The sequence below is a fragment of the Streptomyces sp. NPDC048417 genome (genome assembly GCF_040651615.1).
Lineage (GTDB): Bacteria > Actinomycetota > Actinomycetes > Streptomycetales > Streptomycetaceae > Streptomyces.
In genome coordinates this window covers 231,323-247,071 of record NZ_JBEZKI010000014.1, presented here as the reverse complement: position 1 = coordinate 247,071, position 15,749 = coordinate 231,323, and the positions used below count along the sequence as shown (strand labels likewise).

Annotated in this window: 16 protein-coding genes; 7 read left to right on the top strand and 9 right to left on the bottom strand. The window is 69.5% G+C overall.

Translation table 11 applies throughout. The features are described from left to right. Positions 1-65: 65 nt before the first annotated feature. The gene (locus AB0D59_RS23420) at positions 66-758 is read left to right on the top strand and encodes an FCD domain-containing protein (RefSeq protein ID WP_362568472.1); all 693 of its coding nucleotides are present in this window, start codon (positions 66-68) and stop codon (positions 756-758) included. Here AB0D59_RS23420 and AB0D59_RS23415 read toward each other — a convergent pair. From AB0D59_RS23415 to fabG, 3 genes are all read right to left on the bottom strand, one after another. After that, positions 736-1,086 carry a hypothetical protein gene (locus AB0D59_RS23415; protein ID WP_362568469.1) on the bottom strand — a complete coding sequence of 117 codons (351 nt, stop codon included), beginning with the start codon at positions 1,084-1,086 and terminating at the stop codon, positions 736-738. The two genes, AB0D59_RS23420 and AB0D59_RS23415, sit on opposite strands and share 23 nt — an antisense overlap. Positions 1,087-1,297: 211 nt before the next feature. Beyond that, positions 1,298-2,065 (bottom strand): enoyl-ACP reductase FabI, encoded by a 768-nt coding sequence (fabI, locus tag AB0D59_RS23410; RefSeq protein WP_351694605.1) that lies wholly within the window; start codon positions 2,063-2,065, stop codon positions 1,298-1,300. Positions 2,066-2,070: 5 nt separating this feature from the next. Next, positions 2,071-2,790 (bottom strand): 3-oxoacyl-[acyl-carrier-protein] reductase, encoded by a 720-nt coding sequence (gene fabG / locus AB0D59_RS23405; protein WP_362568465.1) that lies wholly within the window; start codon positions 2,788-2,790, stop codon positions 2,071-2,073. Between the two features lie 236 nt (positions 2,791-3,026). Between fabG and AB0D59_RS23400 the strand changes: the two genes are divergently transcribed. The 3 genes from AB0D59_RS23400 (at position 3,027) to tyrS (ending at position 7,321) form a co-directional block, all read left to right on the top strand. Further along, positions 3,027-4,583: a TldD/PmbA family protein gene (locus tag AB0D59_RS23400; protein WP_362568462.1), complete on the top strand. Its 1,557-nt coding sequence runs from the start codon at positions 3,027-3,029 to the stop codon at positions 4,581-4,583. Continuing rightward, positions 4,580-5,974 carry a metallopeptidase TldD-related protein gene (locus tag AB0D59_RS23395; protein ID WP_362568459.1) on the top strand — a complete coding sequence of 465 codons (1,395 nt, stop codon included), beginning with the start codon at positions 4,580-4,582 and terminating at the stop codon, positions 5,972-5,974. The genes AB0D59_RS23400 and AB0D59_RS23395 overlap by 4 nt, the downstream gene beginning before the upstream one ends. 78 nt (positions 5,975-6,052) lie before the next feature. Beyond that, positions 6,053-7,321 (top strand): tyrosine--tRNA ligase, encoded by a 1,269-nt coding sequence (tyrS, locus tag AB0D59_RS23390; RefSeq protein ID WP_362568456.1) that lies wholly within the window; start codon positions 6,053-6,055, stop codon positions 7,319-7,321. 54 nt (positions 7,322-7,375) lie between these two features. On the opposite strand, the gene AB0D59_RS23385 is transcribed toward tyrS, so the two are convergent. After that, the gene (locus AB0D59_RS23385; protein WP_351733247.1) at positions 7,376-7,654 is read right to left on the bottom strand and encodes a GlsB/YeaQ/YmgE family stress response membrane protein; all 279 of its coding nucleotides are present in this window, start codon (positions 7,652-7,654) and stop codon (positions 7,376-7,378) included. Positions 7,655-7,899: 245 nt separating this feature from the next. On the opposite strand from AB0D59_RS23385, the gene AB0D59_RS23380 reads away from it, so the two are divergent. Continuing rightward, positions 7,900-8,298 carry a DUF3099 domain-containing protein gene (locus AB0D59_RS23380; RefSeq protein ID WP_362568453.1) on the top strand — a complete coding sequence of 133 codons (399 nt, stop codon included), beginning with the start codon at positions 7,900-7,902 and terminating at the stop codon, positions 8,296-8,298. A 339-nt stretch (positions 8,299-8,637) separates the two neighbouring features. Beyond that, positions 8,638-8,874, top strand: coding sequence for a hypothetical protein (locus AB0D59_RS23375; protein WP_362568450.1), 237 nt, complete (start codon positions 8,638-8,640; stop codon positions 8,872-8,874). A gap of 9 nt (positions 8,875-8,883) precedes the next feature. Here the strand turns inward: AB0D59_RS23375 and moaA are convergent, their stop codons facing one another. The 3 genes from moaA to AB0D59_RS23360 all read right to left on the bottom strand — a co-directional run bounded on the left by moaA (position 8,884) and on the right by AB0D59_RS23360 (position 12,000). Next, the gene (gene moaA / locus AB0D59_RS23370; protein WP_362568447.1) at positions 8,884-9,873 is read right to left on the bottom strand and encodes a GTP 3',8-cyclase MoaA; all 990 of its coding nucleotides are present in this window, start codon (positions 9,871-9,873) and stop codon (positions 8,884-8,886) included. Positions 9,874-10,027: 154 nt separating this feature from the next. Then, the gene (locus AB0D59_RS23365) at positions 10,028-11,647 is read right to left on the bottom strand and encodes a cation acetate symporter (protein WP_362568444.1); all 1,620 of its coding nucleotides are present in this window, start codon (positions 11,645-11,647) and stop codon (positions 10,028-10,030) included. Then, positions 11,644-12,000 carry a DUF485 domain-containing protein gene (locus tag AB0D59_RS23360; protein WP_362568441.1) on the bottom strand — a complete coding sequence of 119 codons (357 nt, stop codon included), beginning with the start codon at positions 11,998-12,000 and terminating at the stop codon, positions 11,644-11,646. Before AB0D59_RS23360 ends, AB0D59_RS23365 begins: the two co-directional genes overlap by 4 nt. Positions 12,001-12,334: 334 nt before the next feature. On the opposite strand from AB0D59_RS23360, the gene AB0D59_RS23355 reads away from it, so the two are divergent. After that, positions 12,335-13,861: a S8 family serine peptidase gene (locus AB0D59_RS23355; RefSeq protein ID WP_362568439.1), complete on the top strand. Its 1,527-nt coding sequence runs from the start codon at positions 12,335-12,337 to the stop codon at positions 13,859-13,861. A gap of 61 nt (positions 13,862-13,922) precedes the next feature. Here the strand turns inward: AB0D59_RS23355 and AB0D59_RS23350 are convergent, their stop codons facing one another. Both AB0D59_RS23350 and AB0D59_RS23345 read right to left on the bottom strand, forming a co-directional pair. Then, the gene (locus AB0D59_RS23350) at positions 13,923-14,318 is read right to left on the bottom strand and encodes a DUF6281 family protein (protein ID WP_362568437.1); all 396 of its coding nucleotides are present in this window, start codon (positions 14,316-14,318) and stop codon (positions 13,923-13,925) included. A 22-nt stretch (positions 14,319-14,340) separates the two neighbouring features. Beyond that, complete coding sequence (locus tag AB0D59_RS23345; RefSeq protein ID WP_362568434.1) at positions 14,341-15,393, bottom strand: peptidase M10; 1,053 nt, start codon at positions 15,391-15,393, stop codon at positions 14,341-14,343. Between the last annotated feature and the right edge of the window lie 356 nt (positions 15,394-15,749).

Sequence of the window (15,749 nt, the reverse complement as noted above, 5' to 3'; positions counted from 1 at the left end):
TCCCGGGCGCAGGACCACGGCGGACCCCGTCGTCCTCTCCCGGCCCTCGCGTGCGAAGGTGTGTCATGCCTCTGAGCCACCCGCGCCGCTCGGCGCTGTCCGAGCAGGTCATCGCCGAGCTGCGGAACCAGATCGCCTCCGGCGAGTGGCCGGTCGGCTCGCGCATCCCCACCGAGCCGGAGCTGGTCGAGCAGCTCGGGGTGGCCCGCAACACCGTCCGGGAGGCCGTCCGCGCGCTGGCGCACAACGGCCTGCTGGACATCCGGCAGGGCTCCGGCACGTACGTCGTGGCGACCAGTGAGCTGGCCGGCGTGATGCACCGCCGGTTCGCCGGGGCCGACCCCCGGCACATCGCCGAGCTGCGCTCCACGCTGGAGTCGTCGGCGGCCCGGCTGGCCGCGGCCCGGCGCACGGAGAAGGACCTCAGGCAGCTCGACGCAATTCTGGCGCACCGCGAGCGGGCCTGGGAGTCGGGCGAGGCGGAGGCCTTCGTGACGGCGGACGCGACCTTCCACCTGGCCGTGGTGGCCGCCTCCCACAACGACGTGATGACGGCGATGTACGCCGACCTGGGCGAGGTGCTGCGGGACTGGCTGCGCGCGGACGTCGGCGCCCAGCTGACGCCGGAGACGTACATGGACCACGCCCGCCTGGTCGACGCGATCCGGGCGGGCGACGCGGACGCGGCCGCCAAGGAGGCGGCCAGCTACCCGTACCTGTGCCGTCCGGGCAGGTTCAGCTCGCCTTCTGGTGGCTGATCCACACCGAGCGGATGTCCTGCCAGCAGCGGCCGGTGAGCCGTACGGTCAACGCGGGGCCGGTGTCGATCGGGGAGCCGTCGGTGTCGATGTCCCACCACTCGGCGCACTCGATGTGCAGCCGTACCCGGTCGGTGTCCACATAGGGGTTGTGGCAGTAGGCCACCACATGGGAGCCGCGGACCGTCGTCCGGCACGACGCGCCGAACAGCTGCGGGGCCGGCTGGTGACCGCCTCCCGCGCGCGCGTGGGACACGGCGTCGTACGGCAGGGCCAGCACGAGGGCGAGGGCCGCGGTCACTGAGGCCAGGCTGCGGGACAGGCGCACAAGGGGACCTCCTCGGCCGGGCTGGGGAGGGAATCGCGCGGTGAACGCGTAGTCCGACGCGTAGCCCCAGGGTGCGCCGCCCGGGCGACGACGGCCCGGCCGGTGGGCCGAACGGGTGAGGCCCGCACCCCTCACGGGATGCGGGCCTCGGAAAAATCCGTGCGGATGGTGTCCGTGCGGATGGTGTCCGTGCGGATGGTGTCCGTGCGGGTCAGGCGCCGATGGCGTGCAGACCGCCGTCCACGTGGACGATCTCGCCGGTGGTCTTCGGGAACCAGTCGCTCAGCAGGGCGACGATGCCCTTGCCGGCCGGCTCGGGGTCCTTGAGGTCCCACTCCAGGGGCGAGCGGTGGTCCCAGACCGAGGCCAGCTCGGTGAAGCCCGGGATGGACTTGGCGGCCATGGAGCCGAGCGGGCCCGCGGAGACGAGGTTGCAGCGGATGTTCTGCTTGCCCAGGTCACGTGCGAGGTAGCGGCTGGTGGCCTCCAGGGCGGCCTTGGCCGGGCCCATCCAGTCGTACTGCGGCCAGGCGTACTGGGCGTCGAAGGTGAGGCCGACGACCGAGCCGCCGTTCTGCATCAGCGGCAGGCAGGCCATGGTCAGCGACTTCAGGGAGTACGCCGAGACGTGCATGGCGGTCGCGACGGACTCGAAGGGCGTGTTGAGGAAGTTGCCGCCGAGCGCGTCCTGGGGGGCGAAGCCGATGGAGTGCACGACACCGTCGAGGCCGCCGAGCTCCTCGCCGACGAGGTCGGCCAGCCGCCCGAGGTGCTCGTCGTTGGTGACGTCGAGCTCGATGACCTTGGTCGGCTTGGGGAGCTTCTTGGCGATGCGCTCGGTCAGCGTGGGCCGCGGGAACGCGGTGAGGATGATCTCGGCGCCCTGCTCCTGGGCCAGCTTGGCCGCGTGGAAGGCGATGGAGGACTCCGTCAGCACACCCGTGATCAGGATGCGCTTGCCCTCAAGGATTCCACTCATGGTGATCAGTGACCCATTCCCAGTCCGCCGTCAACGGGGATGACGGCTCCAGTGATGTACGAGGCGTCGTCCGAGGCGAGGAACCGCACCGTCGCGGCGACCTCCTCGGGCTGCGCGTACCGGCCGAGCGGCACCTGCGACACGATGGTGGCGCGCTGCTCGTCGGTGAGCACCTTGGTCATGTCGGTGTCGACGAAGCCGGGCGCGACGACGTTGAAGGTGATGTTGCGCGAGCCCAGCTCACGGGCGAGGGACCGCGCGAAGCCGACCAGTGCGGCCTTGGAGGCGGCGTAGTTGGCCTGACCGGGACCACCGTAGAGGCCGACGACCGAGGAGATGAGGACGACACGGCCCTTCTTGGCGCGCAGCATGCCGCGGTTGGCACGCTTGACCACGCGGAAGGTGCCGGTGAGGTTGGTGTCGACGACCGAGGTGAAGTCCTCCTCGGACATACGCATCAGAAGCGTGTCCTTGGTGATGCCGGCGTTGGCGATCAGGACCTCGACCGGGCCGTGGGCGTCCTCGATCTCCTTGTAGGCCTGCTCCACCTGCTCGGTGTCGGTGATGTCGCACTTGACGGCGAGGCAGCCCAGTTCCTTGAGGACGGCGGGCGGCTCACCCGAGCGGTATGTGATGGCAACCTTGTCGCCGTTGTCGGCGAAAGCGCGGGCGATGGCGAGGCCGATGCCCCGGTTGCCTCCAGTGACGAGAACCGAGCGGCTCAACGGATCACCCTTTCGTTCGGTCTGACCACCGGCCGCAACAGCTGGCACGACAGGCGGCTTCATCGAAAACCTATCGGTCCCGCCATCACCGCGAGCAAGCGGGCACCGACAGTGGCTCGGGGGCGTCGCTGTCGGATCCCTACAGAAAGGCCCGACGTCGGGCCGAAACCTGTGGTCCGTACACCCGTGGGCGCGACATGATCGGACGGACAGGCCACGACAGCAGGGAGACCTCCGTGCCTCATTCCATCGACGAAGCCTTCACGGCGCTTCCGCTACGGGCCCTGGCCGACGCCGCGCTGGCACGCGCGCGTGCGCTGGGGGCCCAGCACGCGGACTTCCGGTTCGAGCGGGTGCGCAGCGCCTCCTGGAGTCTCAGGGACGCCAAGCCCGCCGGATCGTCGGACACCACCGACCTCGGCTACGCGGTCCGGGTCGTGCACGGCGGTACCTGGGGCTTCGCCTCCGGCGTGGACCTGAGCCTGGACGCCGCCGCCAAGGTCGCCTCCCAGGCGGTGGCGATGGCCAAGCTCTCGGCGCAGGTGATCAAGGCTGCCGGGTCCGATGTGGGGGCACCTCCCACGCCTTTCGGGCAGTGGGGGAGGGTCGAGCTGGCCGACGAGCCGGTGCACGAGGAGCGGACGTGGATCTCGTCGTACGAGATCGATCCGTTCACCGTGCCCGACGAGGAGAAGGCCGCGCTGCTCGCGGAGTGGAGCGCGCGGCTGCTGGCGGCGAACGGCGTCAGCCATGTCGACGCCTCGCTGCTCACCGTGCACGAGAACAAGTTCTATGCCGATACGGCGGGGACCGTGACCACCCAGCAGCGGGTGCGGCTGCACCCGCAGCTGACCGCCGTGTCCGTGGACGAGTCGAGCGGCGAGTTCGACTCGATGCGGACCATCGCACCGCCGGTCGGCCGCGGCTGGGAGTACCTCACCGGCACCGGCTGGGACTGGGACGCCGAACTGGAGCAGATCCCGGAGCTGCTCGCCGAGAAGATGCGGTCGCCGAGCGTGGAGGCGGGGCTGTACGACCTGGTGGTCGACCCGTCCAACCTGTGGCTGACCATCCACGAGTCCATCGGCCACGCCACCGAGCTGGACCGCGCGCTCGGCTACGAGGCCGCCTACGCCGGCACCTCGTTCGCCACCTTCGACCAGCTCGGCAAACTCAGGTACGGCTCCGAGCTGATGAACGTCACCGGCGACCGCACCGCCGAGCACGGCCTGGCGACCGTCGGCTACGACGACGAGGGCGTCGCGGCCCAGTCCTGGGACCTGGTGAAGGACGGCACGCTCGTCGGCTACCAGCTGGACCGCAGGATCGCGAAGCTGACCGGCTTCGAGCGCTCCAACGGGTGTGCGTACGCCGACTCCCCCGGGCATGTGCCCGTGCAGCGCATGGCCAACGTCTCGCTCCAGCCGGACCCGGCCGGTCTCTCGACGGAGGACCTGATCGGCGGGGTCGACCGCGGGATCTACGTCGTCGGCGACCGTTCCTGGTCGATCGACATGCAGCGCTACAACTTCCAGTTCACCGGCCAGCGGTTCTTCAGGATCGAGAACGGGCGGATCACCGGACAGCTCCGGGATGTCGCCTACCAGGCGACGACCACCGACTTCTGGGGCTCCATGGCGGCCGTCGGCGGCCCGGGGACCTACGTCCTGGGCGGCGCCTTCAACTGCGGCAAGGCCCAGCCGGGACAGGTCGCCGCCGTGTCCCACGGCTGCCCCTCGGCCCTCTTCAAGGGCGTCAACATCCTCAACACCACGCAGGAGGCCGGTCGATGAGCGCCCGTGACAACAAGCCGCACGAGATCGTCGAGCGTGCTCTGGAACTCTCCCGGGCCGACGGATGTGTGGTCATCGCCGACGAGCACTCCACCGCCAACCTGCGCTGGGCCGGCAACGCGCTCACCACGAACGGCGTCACGCGCGGCCGTTCGCTCACCGTCGTCGCGACCGTCGACGGCAAGGAGGGCACGGCCTCGGGTGTCGTGTCCCGGTCGGCGGTGACCGCCGACGACCTGGAGCCGCTGGTGCGGGCCGCCGAGGCCGCCGCGCGGGGCGCCGGTCCCGCCGAGGACGCGCAGCCGCTGGTCACCGGCGTACCGGAGGCGCCGGACTTCACGGACGCGCCCGCCGAGACCTCCTCCGCCGTGTTCGCCGACTTCGCCCCGGCGCTCGGGGAGGCCTTCGCACGCGCGCGTGCCGGTGGCCGCGAGCTGTACGGCTTCGCCAACCACGAGCTGGTCTCGACGTACGTGGGCACCTCGACCGGGTTGCGGCTGCGCCACGACCAGCCCACCGGCACCCTGGAGCTGAACGCCAAGTCGCCGGACCGTACCCGGTCGGCCTGGGCCGGGCGGTCCACCCGGGACTTCAAGGACGTCGACCCGGGCGCGCTCGACGCCGAGCTGGCCGTACGGCTCGGCTGGGCGGAGCGCCGGGTGGAGCTGCCGGCGGGCCGGTACGAGACGCTGCTGCCGCCGACCGCCGTGGCCGACCTGCTGATCTACCAGCTGTGGTCGGCGTCCGGACGGGACGCGAGCGAGGGGCGGACGGTGTTCTCCAAGCCGGGCGGCGGCACCCGCGTCGGCGAGCGGCTGACCGACCTGCCGCTGACCCTGCGCAGCGACCCGAACGAGCCGGGCCTGGAGTCCGCGCCGTTCGTCGTGGCGCACTCCTCCGGCGGTGACCAGTCGGTCTTCGACAACGGGCTGCCGGTCGCCGCCACCGAGTGGGTCGCGGGCGGCGAGCTGAAGCACCTGACCACCACCCGGCACACGGCCGGCCTGACCGGGCTGCCGGTCGCCCCGGCGGGCGGGAACCTGATCCTGGACGGCGGCGATGACCGCTCCCTGGACGAGATGGTCGCGGCCACCGAGCGCGGGTTGCTGCTGACCTGCCTCTGGTACATCCGCGAGGTCGACCCGGCGACGCTGCTGCTCACCGGCCTGACCCGGGATGGCGTGTACCTGGTGGAGAACGGCCAGGTCACCGGACAGGTGAACAACTTCCGGTTCAACGAGTCGCCGGTGGACCTGCTGGGGCGGGCCACGGAGGCCGGGCGTACGGAAAAGACGCTGCCGAGGGAGTGGAGCGACTGGTTCACTAGGGCTGCGATGCCCGCGCTGCGCGTGCCCGACTTCAATATGAGCTCTGTCAGTCAGGGCGTATAACCTCGTAGCCGGTGGTCGCACGACTGCCCCGAGATCATCCATAGATCATCCGAGATCGCCCAAGGAGATACGAGAACCGTGACGGACATCGTCGACGAACTGAAGTGGCGGGGGCTCATCGCCCTCTCCACGGACGAGGACGCATTGCGCAAGGCGTTCGCGGACGGTCCTGTCACGTTCTATTGCGGCTTCGACCCGACCGCGCCCAGCCTGCACCTCGGCAACCTCGTGCAGATCCTGACGATGCGCCGGATCCAGCAGGCGGGAAACCGCCCGCTGGGCCTGGTCGGGGGCGCCACGGGCCTGATCGGCGACCCGAAGCCGAACGCCGAGCGCACGCTGAACGCGCCCGAGATCGTCGCCGAGTGGGTCGAGCGGCTGCGCGCGCAGATCGCCCCGCTGCTCGACTTCGAGGGGCCGAACGCGGCCGTCATGGTCAACAACCTGGACTGGACGCAAGGCCTGTCGGCCATCGAGTTCCTGCGGGACATCGGCAAGCACTTCCGCGTGAACAAGATGATCGCGAAGGAGGCCGTCGCCCGGCGCCTGGAGTCCCAGGAGGGCATCAGCTACACCGAGTTCAGCTACCAGATCCTCCAGGGCATGGACTTCCTGGAGCTGTACCGGCGGTACGGCTGCACGCTGCAGACCGGCGGCAGCGACCAGTGGGGCAACCTCACCTCGGGTACCGATCTGATCCACAAGGTCGAGCCCGACGCCGTGGTCCACGCGCTGGGCACGCCGCTGATCACCAAGGCCGACGGCACCAAGTTCGGCAAGACGGAGTCCGGCACGGTCTGGCTCGACCCGGAGATGACCACGCCGTACGCCTTCTACCAGTTCTGGCTGAACGCGGACGACCGGGACGTCTCCAAGTTCCTGCGGATCTTCAGCTTCAGGTCCCACGACGAGATCGAGGACCTGGAGAAGCAGACCGAGGAGCGTCCGCAGGCGCGGGCGGCCCAGCGGGCGCTGGCCGAGGAGCTGACGACGCTGGTGCACGGCGCCGACCAGACGGCCGCGGTGATCGCCGCGAGCCGTGCGCTCTTCGGGCAGGGCGAGCTGGCTGAGCTGGACGAGAGGACTCTGGCCGCGTCGCTCTCCGAGGTGCCGCACATCCAGGTCGCCGAACTGGGGCCGGTGATCGACCTGTTCGCGGAGGTCGGGCTGGTGGCGAGCAAGTCCGCTGCGCGGCGGACCGTGAAGGAGGGCGGGGCCTACGTGAACAACGCGAAGGTGACCGCCGAGGACGCGGTGCCCTCCGCCGGGGAGCTGCTGCACGGGCGGTGGCTTGTGCTGCGGAGGGGCAAGAAGAACCTGGCGGCTGTGGAGGTCGTCGGTTCATGAGCGCCGTAGGGGTGCGGGGATTTCCACACGACCCCGCGCCCCTCACGGGTCGCTTCAGACTCGCTGCTTCCGCTTGCCCAGGGTCGCCATGTACAGCATGTCGCCCAGGAAGACGATGATGATCGCGGCGACCAGCTGGAAGATGTGGCGGCTCCAGTCGATGCCCCTGGTCTCCGCCACGCCCACCGCGCGGGCGATCGCGTTGCCGGCGATCGCGCCCAGCATGCCGAAGATGGTCGTCAGCCAGAGGGGGCTGTGCTGCTTTCCCGGGATGACCGCCTTCGCGATCAGGCCCAGCACGAATCCCACGATGATCGCCCACAACCAGCCCATGGCTGCCTCCTCGTACGGCTCGACGTGAGCATTACGCCAAGTCTCGGCCCGTACGCCGTACGGCGCATGTCGGTAAGCCCGTACGTGGTACGGCGCAGGACGTTCACGCAGGCAGGAGGGCGACCCGGTCTCGAAGGCGGCGCAGACGCGGCGTAACGTAAGAGACGTCCCGGCCCGGTTCCCCGTACGGGCGCGGACAGGGTATGGGCCGGGGAGAGTCCGATACGGGCGGATGGTGGAATGTGATGCGGAAGCAGCGCGGCGGCGGAAGCGCCCAGGTGTTCCGGATCACCGGGGCCCGCACCGGCCTTGCGGAGGACGTACGCGGCCGACAGCGACGGTATGTCATCTCGATGACCGTCCGAACCGCTGCGGTGATCCTCGCGGCCACGTTGTGGAACGTCGAACGCTATGTCGCCGTCGTGGCGTTGGTGCTGGGAGCGCTGCTCCCCTATGTCGCGGTGGTCATCGCCAACGCGGGCCGGGAGCGCCCGCCCTCGCTCCCGTCGACATTCGGTGTCGCGCCGACCCGGCTGATGATCGCGCCGCCGCGCGCGGAGGAACCGCACGTGGAGTCCGTCCCAAAGGACGCGGTGGCGGATCCGGCGGCAGGGGTGCGCGACGAGCAGCCGGGGCCGGTCTGAGCATCAGGGATGGTGCGTAGGCGGACGGCTGCCACGTACAAAGCTCAGGAAAAGCTCAGATCAATCATGCAGTTCCGGTGCCGGGCGGCGGGTGACCCATGACATACTGCGTACGCGCTCCGCATCCCCCGTCGGAGCGACGGACCGACGCCGGGCAGCTCCCCCCGTGGCTGCTCGGCGTCGCCATTTCAGGCGGACAACCACCTCTGAACATCCGCCGTACACCTGCCATGACCGTACTCGTCCCACTGGCATTCGTCTGTCTGACCTTGCTGGTGTCCGGACGCGGGTCGGCGACCGCACGGCAGCACCGACCGGGCCTCGGCTAGGGTCGTCCCTGTGATCCCGAATGCCCCCGGTTCCGAACCGGACTCCCCCGTCTGCTCCGCGAAAGGCTGCCGCGCTGCCGCGGTGTGGGTGCTGGCCTGGAACAACCCGAAGATTCACACTCCCGAGCGGCGGAAGACCTGGCTCGCTTGCGAGGAGCACCGGGAGCATCTTTCGCAGTTTCTGGGGGTGCGGGGGTTCTTGAAGGATGTCGTGTTGTTGCGGGAGTGGACGGAGCGAGGGGACTGAGCGGGCGCTCTAGCCCCCGATCGCGGACATGGGCCGGTCCGGCTGCACGAACGACGGGTCGTCCAAGCCCGCCCCCGCCTTCTTCCCCCACATCGCCAGTCGCCAGATGCGGGCGATCTCCTCGTCGGATCCGCCCGAGCGCAGGGCGCCGCGCAGATCCGTCTCCTCCCTGGCGAACAGGCAGTTGCGTATCTGGCCGTCGGCCGTGAGACGGGTGCGGTCGCAGGCCGCGCAGAACGGGCGGGTGACCGAGGCGATGACGCCGACGCGGTACGGGCCGCCATTCACCAGCCAGCGCTCCGCCGGGGCGGCACCGCGCTCGGCGGCGTCCTCGGGGGTGAGGTCGAAGCGGGTGTGGAGCGAGGCGAGGATGTCCCCCGCCGTCACCATGCCGTCGCGCTTCCAGCCGTGCTGGGCGTCCAGCGGCATCTGCTCGATGAAGCGCAGCTCGTAGTCGTGCTCCACCGCCCAGGCCAGCAGGTCGGGGGCCTCGTCCGCGTTCAGGCCCGGCATCAGGACCGTGTTGACCTTGACGGGGGTGAGGCCGGCGTCGCGGGCCGCCTGGAGGCCGTCGAGGACGTCCTGGTGACGGTCGCGGCGGGTGAGGAGCTTGAAGACCGCCGGGCGCAGGGTGTCGAGGGAGACGTTGACCCGGTCCAGACCGGCCGCCTTCAGGGCCGTGGCGGTGCGCCGCAGGCCGATGCCGTTGGTCGTCAGGGACATCTGGGGGCGGGGGGCCAGGGCCGCCACCCGCTCCACGATGCCGACCAGGCCGGGGCGCAGCAGGGGCTCGCCGCCGGTGAAGCGGACCTCCTCGATGCCCAGCAGGCGGACGGCGATGTCGATCAGGCGGACGATCTCGTCGTCCGTGAGCAGGTCGGACTTGGTCAGCCACTGCAGGCCCTCCTCGGGCATGCAGTACGTACAGCGCAGATTGCACCGGTCGGTCAGCGAGACCCTCAGGTCGGTGGCCACCCGGCCGTAGGTATCGATGAGCACCTGGGCCCCCTCCCTCGTTACGGATCGGTTCTCTTCCGTCACTTGCGAGCCTACGTGACAGCACTGACATCGCGGGGGCCCCGATGCCACGAGGTACGACGCGGCCGCGTCGTAGGACCCTACGATCCCGTCGACGCGGCCAGTCGTACGAAGGTCAGTGCGCTCCGGTGCCGGTCAGGGACCGCACCTCCAGTTCCGCGTACTTCGCGGCGTCCGGGACCTCCTTGGACAGGTAGGTGCCCACGACGCCGAGGAGGAAGCCGACCGGGATCGAGATGATGCCGGGGTTCTCCAGCGGGAACCAGTGGAAGTCGACGTCCGGGAACATCGACGTCTCCTTGCCGGACACCACCGGTGAGAAGAGGACCAGGCCGACTGCGGTGACCAGGCCGCCGTAGATCGACCAGAGGGCGCCCGCGGTGGTGAAGCGCTTCCAGAAGAGGCTGTAGAGGATGGTCGGCAGGTTTGCGGAGGCGGCGACCGCGAAGGCGAGCGCGACCAGGCCGGCGACGTTGAGGTCGCGGGCCAGGGCGCCGAGCACGATCGAGACCGCGCCGATGCCGACGGTGGCGTAGCGGGCCGCGTTGATCTCCTGCTTCTCGGAGGCCTGGCCCTTCTTGATCACGTTGGCGTAGATGTCGTGCGCGAAGGAGGACGACGAGGCCAGGGTGAGGCCCGCGACCACCGCGAGGATCGTCGCGAAGGCGACCGCCGAGATGGTGGCCAGCAGGATCGCGCCCCAGTTGGAGTCGACGCCGCCCAGATGGAGGGCGAGGAGGGGGGCCGCGGTGTTGCCCGACTTGTTGGAGGCGATGATCTCGTCCGGTTTGATCAGCGCGGCGGCGCCGAAGCCGAGGGCGAGGGTCATCAGGTAGAAGGCGCCGATCAGGCCGATCGCCCAGAGCACGGACTTACGGGCGGCCTTCGCGGTGGGCACGGTGTAGAAGCGGATCAGGATGTGCGGCAGGCCGGCGGTGCCGAGGACCAGGGCGATGCCGAGGGAGAGGAAGTCCAGCTTGCTGGTGCCGGTGGCGCCGTACTTCAGGCCGGGCTCCAGGAAGGCGGTGCCCTTGCCGCTGTTGTCGGCGGCCTTGCCGAGCAGGTCGGAGATGTTGAAGTTGAACTTGGCCAGGACCATGAAGGTCAGCAGCAGGGCGCCCACGATGAGCAGCACGGCCTTGACCATCTGCACCCAGGTGGTGCCCTTCATGCCGCCGATGGTGACGTAGACGATCATCAGGACGCCGACCAGGGCGACGATGCCGATCTTGCCGGCGTCGCTGGTGATGCCGAGGAGGAGGGAGACGAGGACGCCCGCTCCCGCCATCTGGGCCAGCAGGTAGAAGATCGACACCACGATCGTCGAGGTGCCGGCCGCCGTACGGACCGGGCGCTGGCGCATGCGGTACGCCAGCACGTCGCCCATGGTGTAGCGGCCGGAGTTGCGCAGCGGCTCGGCGACCAGGAGCAGGGCGACCAGCCAGGCGACCAGGAAGCCGATGGAGTAGAGGAAGCCGTCGTAGCCGAAGAGGGCGATGGCGCCGGCGATGCCGAGGAAGGACGCGGCGGACATGTAGTCGCCGGAGACGGCCAGGCCGTTCTGGAAGCCGGTGAACTGGCGGCCGCCCGCGTAGAAGTCGGCGGCGTCCTTGGTCTGGCGGCCGGCCCAGATGGTGATGACGAGGGTCGCGGCGACGAACACCGCGAACAGGGTGATGATCAGCGTCCGGTGCTCGCTGGCCTCGCCGGCCGCCAAGGTGATCGCGGGACTCATGCGCCGTCCTCCATCCGGGACTTGATGGCCTCGGCCTTGGGGTCGAGCTTGGCGGCGGCGTGGTGCGCGTACCACCAGGCGATGAGGAACGTGGTGAGGAACTGGGCGAGGCCGAGGACCAGGGCCACGTTGATGTTGCCGACGACCTTGGTGCCCATGAAGTCGCCCGCGTAGTTGGAGAGCAGGACGTACAGCAGGTACCAGGCGATGAAGCCGACGGTCAGCGGGAAGGCGAAGGAGCGGGAGGAGTGCCGCAGTTCGGCGAACTCCGGACTCTGCTGCACCTCGGTGAACTCCTCGCTGGAGGGGAGCCGGGTCTGCGCTTTCGAGGGCGGTGGTGTCTCGGTAGCCACGGAGTCTCCTCGCGATACGGACATGCGGATTCTGACCTCACAGACATGTGGATCACCTACCCGGAGTGATGCGGGGGCTCCGGTAAGTGATTCCGACGGGGGCCTCGATCCTGCTGTGGCTCCCTCCTCAAGGTCACGGCGCCACGCGTGGACAGGTTCAACTCGCCCGAGTTCTTTCGGAAGTCGTTCGCGTGACCCCACTCCGGTCATTGCTGGCCGGTGAGTGCGGGAGATAGCTTCACCCCTGCACCACCCGTCATGTACCTGCCCAAGCAGCACGCACGGCTCGGGCGGGCCCGTTCTCGGTTGATGTTCCGGATGATGTGGAGACCCCATGGCCCATCTGCGTTCCAGACGCCGCCTCGCCCTCGCGGTGCCGGTCGTCCTGTCGCTCACCGCCTCGCTCGGCTTCCTGCCGGGTGCCGCCTCGGCCGCCCCGATCACGGCGACCACCGCGACGAGCGCGGACGGTCCGGTCCTGTCGTACGTGGTCAACACCAAGGCCGACCACCGCACGGTCGAGTCGGTGAAGAAGGCCATCGCCAAGGCCGGCGGCACCGTCGTCATCGCGTACGAGAAGATCGGTGTGATCGTCGTCCATTCGGCCAACCCGGCCTTCGGCGGGCAGATCCGCGCGGCGCGCGGAGTGCAGTCCGCGGGCGCCACGCGGACGGCGCCGCTGACGGCCGCGGGGACGACGCAGGAAGGCGCGGCGCAGATACTGTCGGCCGCGGACGCCGCAGAGCTCTCGCAGAGCGCCTCGGCGGGTGCGGAGCCCCTTGAGGCCGACCAGTGGGACCTGCGCGCGATCGGCGCCGACAAGGCCGCGAAGATCAACCCGGGCAGCAAGAGCGTGACGGTCGCCGTGATCGACACCGGCGTCGACGACACTCACCCGGATCTCGCCCCGAACTTCTCCGCCTCGCAGTCCGCGAACTGCGTGGGCGGCAAGCCGGACACGACGTACGGCGCCTGGCGCCCCGTGGACGCCGACCACTACCACGGCACGCATGTCGCCGGTGAGATCGCCGCGGCCCGCAACGACATCGGTGTGGCGGGCGTCGCGCCGGGTGTGAAGGTCGCGGGCATCACGGTGGCCGAGCCGGACGCCGGCCAGCTGTTCTTCCCGGAGAGCGTCGTCTGCGCCTTCGTGTTCGCCGCCGACCACGGCGTCGAGATCACCAACAACAGCTACTACGTGGACCCGTGGCTCTACAACTGCATGGACGACCCCGACCAGCGGGCGATCGTCGACGCGGTGAACCGGGCCCAGCTGTACGCCCAGAAGAAGGGCACCCTCAATGTGGCGGCGGCGGGCAACTCCAACGAGGACCTCGACTCCGACGCAATCGTCGACGAGTCCAGCCCCGACGACTCGACGCCGGTGACCCGCACGATCGACCCGCACGAGTGCTTCGACGTGCCGACCCAGCTGCCGGGTGTCGTCACGGTCAGCTCGACCGGCGTGGCGCGCGCCAAGTCGTACTTCTCCAGCTACGGCTACGGTGTCGTCGATGTGGCGGCGCCGGGCGGCGACCGCTACCAGATACCGGACACGCCGTCGAAGAACGGCCGCATCCTCTCCACGATGCCGAACAACCAGTACGGCTTCCTCCAGGGCACCTCGATGGCCTCGCCGCACGCCGCCGCGGTGGCCGCGCTGCTGAAGTCCAAGTACCCCAAGGCGACCCCGGCCCAGCTCCAGGCGCTCCTCAAGGCGCAGGCGGACAACCCGGGTTGCCCGACGGACCCGTACGACGGGGACGGCGACGGAGTCGTCGACGCCACCTGTGTGGGCGGCAAGCGCGTGAACGGCTTCTACGGGGCCGGGATCATCAACGCACTGCGGGCGGTCAAGTAACGCGGCGCGCGCCGGTCATGGCCATCCCCAGCGGGATGGCCATGACCGGCGGGCACTCGCGTCAGGATCCGTCGATCAGTTTCTGCACCTCGGGTGGGAGTTCCTTGTCCGAGTAGACGGCGACGAGCCGCGCGTTCGCAGGTGTGTCGCCGACCGCGATGGCCACCTCGGGTGGGGCTCCGTCCACCTCGTAGGCCGTCATCGTGTCCGCCGGCAGGGTCTCGTCCTCACCGCCGGTGTCGTCGCACGACGGGTGGGTGGCCGTGCCCAGCTTCCCGCCGGCCTCGAACGTCACATCCGTGACGTCCTCGTACGTCCGGTCCTGGTACAGGATCCGGTAGACGCAGGACGCCGACCCGTCGCCGTCACTGCTGCTGCTCGTCGTGCACGCCGCAGCCGCCACGGCCAACGCCGTCAGCAGCAGCGGCAGACCCGCGGATCGCCCGGACCATCTCATCGACGCCTCCTGTGGGGTCTGCCTAGTAGATACTGCGCAGCGCCAGGACTTCGCCCTTGCCGAGGGTCCTGGCGATCGTCTTGCACCTGAACGAATCCGTGTACATGGTGAGGTTCTCGTGCCCCGCCCCGACATGGCCGAGTCCGAAGATGTGTCCGGCCTCGTGCGTACCCACGGAGCGGACGTCGAAGAACCTGTTCGCGCAGCTGCTGGTCGGTTTGTTCGTGAAGTCATGGTTGTACGTGTTGAAGCGGACGTCGGCCTCGCGCAGGTCGTTCTTCACCCCCGGCATGGACCAAGTGTAGGAACAGGTCGTGGCGACGGCGGTGTCCTTGATGTCGCCGGCGTCCCACACGCTCAGGCCGTCCTGGCCGGTGCACTGGCTGCTCTTGTTGACGCTCGCCTCCCGGCTGGTGGTGGCCAGGTAGTTCTCCTTGGCGCCGACGGAGTCGCTGTAGCCGCAGTTGTTGTAGCTCTCGGTGATGTTGTCGAGGGCGTCCCCGAACGCCCAGATGGCGTCGGTCTTGGACAGCCCGGCGGGCAGACCGCCGTCGCCGATGTACCAGTTGTAGGTGCCGTACTCCTTGCGGTCGTCCGTCTTGTACGCGCCGTCGCTGCATGCCGACGGGGAGGCGGCGGCGTCCACGTCGGCCACCTCGGCATCGGTGGAGGAGTCCGTGGCGTCGGTGACCGTGTCCGTCTCCGCCGGGACGTCGGACGCCGGGTCGGGTGTCGTCGGCTCGGGCACGTCGTAGCCACCGGTGGAGGAGTCCGCGACGGCTCCCTCAAGGAGGTAGGAGACCTTGCTGTCCGCCGCGACCTCCAGCGTGAATCCGTGCGTCTCGCCGTCCGTGGTCAGCATGTCGACGCTCACGGCCATGCCCGGCTCGGGCACGGTTACACCGGCACCGTCGTAGACGACGACCCGTCCGACCGCGCCGCACGTGATCACGGACGATCCGGTGGGCAGTTGCTCGACGCCCAGTTCCCCTGTCTCGGGAAGCCTGCACTCGGTCGTACCCGCGTGTGCGCTGCCGGCGAGAGCCGACAATCCGGCCACGAGCGCGAGCGCCATGATCGATCTTCCTACGAGTCCTGGGTTTCTCCCAGCCACTCTCCACCCCCTGAAACCGGCCCCGCCGTACGGGACTTGATCAATGCCAATGAAGAGTAAAAGCCAATTGAGCACAAGCTCTTCACAGTTCAAGACAAATGATCACGCAGTCAAGGATGTATTCTCCGGCGCGACTTGTGCGCCGGACGGCTGGTCACGGCAGTGCACCGACAGGCGGAGCCGTGGCCGGTACAGAGTCGTCGTCCACGAGCCTGGGATGCCCTGCTGTCCGCTGCCGATTCCGGTCGGCGTTCCGCACCTTCCGGTTTCACCCGCGAGTCGCCCGTGCCGACGTACCGGGCGGGGCTCCGGAACAT

What these genes read in the sequence shown, in the direction of transcription:
- AB0D59_RS23420 (WP_362568472.1), top strand. Translation starts at nt 66, where the DNA reads ATGCCTCTGAGCCACCCGCGCCGCTCGGCGCTGTCCGAGCAGGTCATC.
- fabI (WP_351694605.1), bottom strand. Translation starts at nt 2,065, where the DNA reads ATGAGTGGAATCCTTGAGGGCAAGCGCATCCTGATCACGGGTGTGCTG.
- AB0D59_RS23395 (WP_362568459.1), top strand. Translation starts at nt 4,580, where the DNA reads ATGAGCGCCCGTGACAACAAGCCGCACGAGATCGTCGAGCGTGCTCTG.
- AB0D59_RS23385 (WP_351733247.1), bottom strand. Translation starts at nt 7,654, where the DNA reads ATGGGCTGGTTGTGGGCGATCATCGTGGGATTCGTGCTGGGCCTGATC.
- AB0D59_RS23380 (WP_362568453.1), top strand. Translation starts at nt 7,900, where the DNA reads ATGCGGAAGCAGCGCGGCGGCGGAAGCGCCCAGGTGTTCCGGATCACC.
- AB0D59_RS23365 (WP_362568444.1), bottom strand. Translation starts at nt 11,647, where the DNA reads ATGAGTCCCGCGATCACCTTGGCGGCCGGCGAGGCCAGCGAGCACCGG.
- AB0D59_RS23355 (WP_362568439.1), top strand. Translation starts at nt 12,335, where the DNA reads ATGGCCCATCTGCGTTCCAGACGCCGCCTCGCCCTCGCGGTGCCGGTC.
- AB0D59_RS23350 (WP_362568437.1), bottom strand. Translation starts at nt 14,318, where the DNA reads ATGAGATGGTCCGGGCGATCCGCGGGTCTGCCGCTGCTGCTGACGGCG.
- AB0D59_RS23345 (WP_362568434.1), bottom strand. Translation starts at nt 15,393, where the DNA reads ATGGCGCTCGCGCTCGTGGCCGGATTGTCGGCTCTCGCCGGCAGCGCA.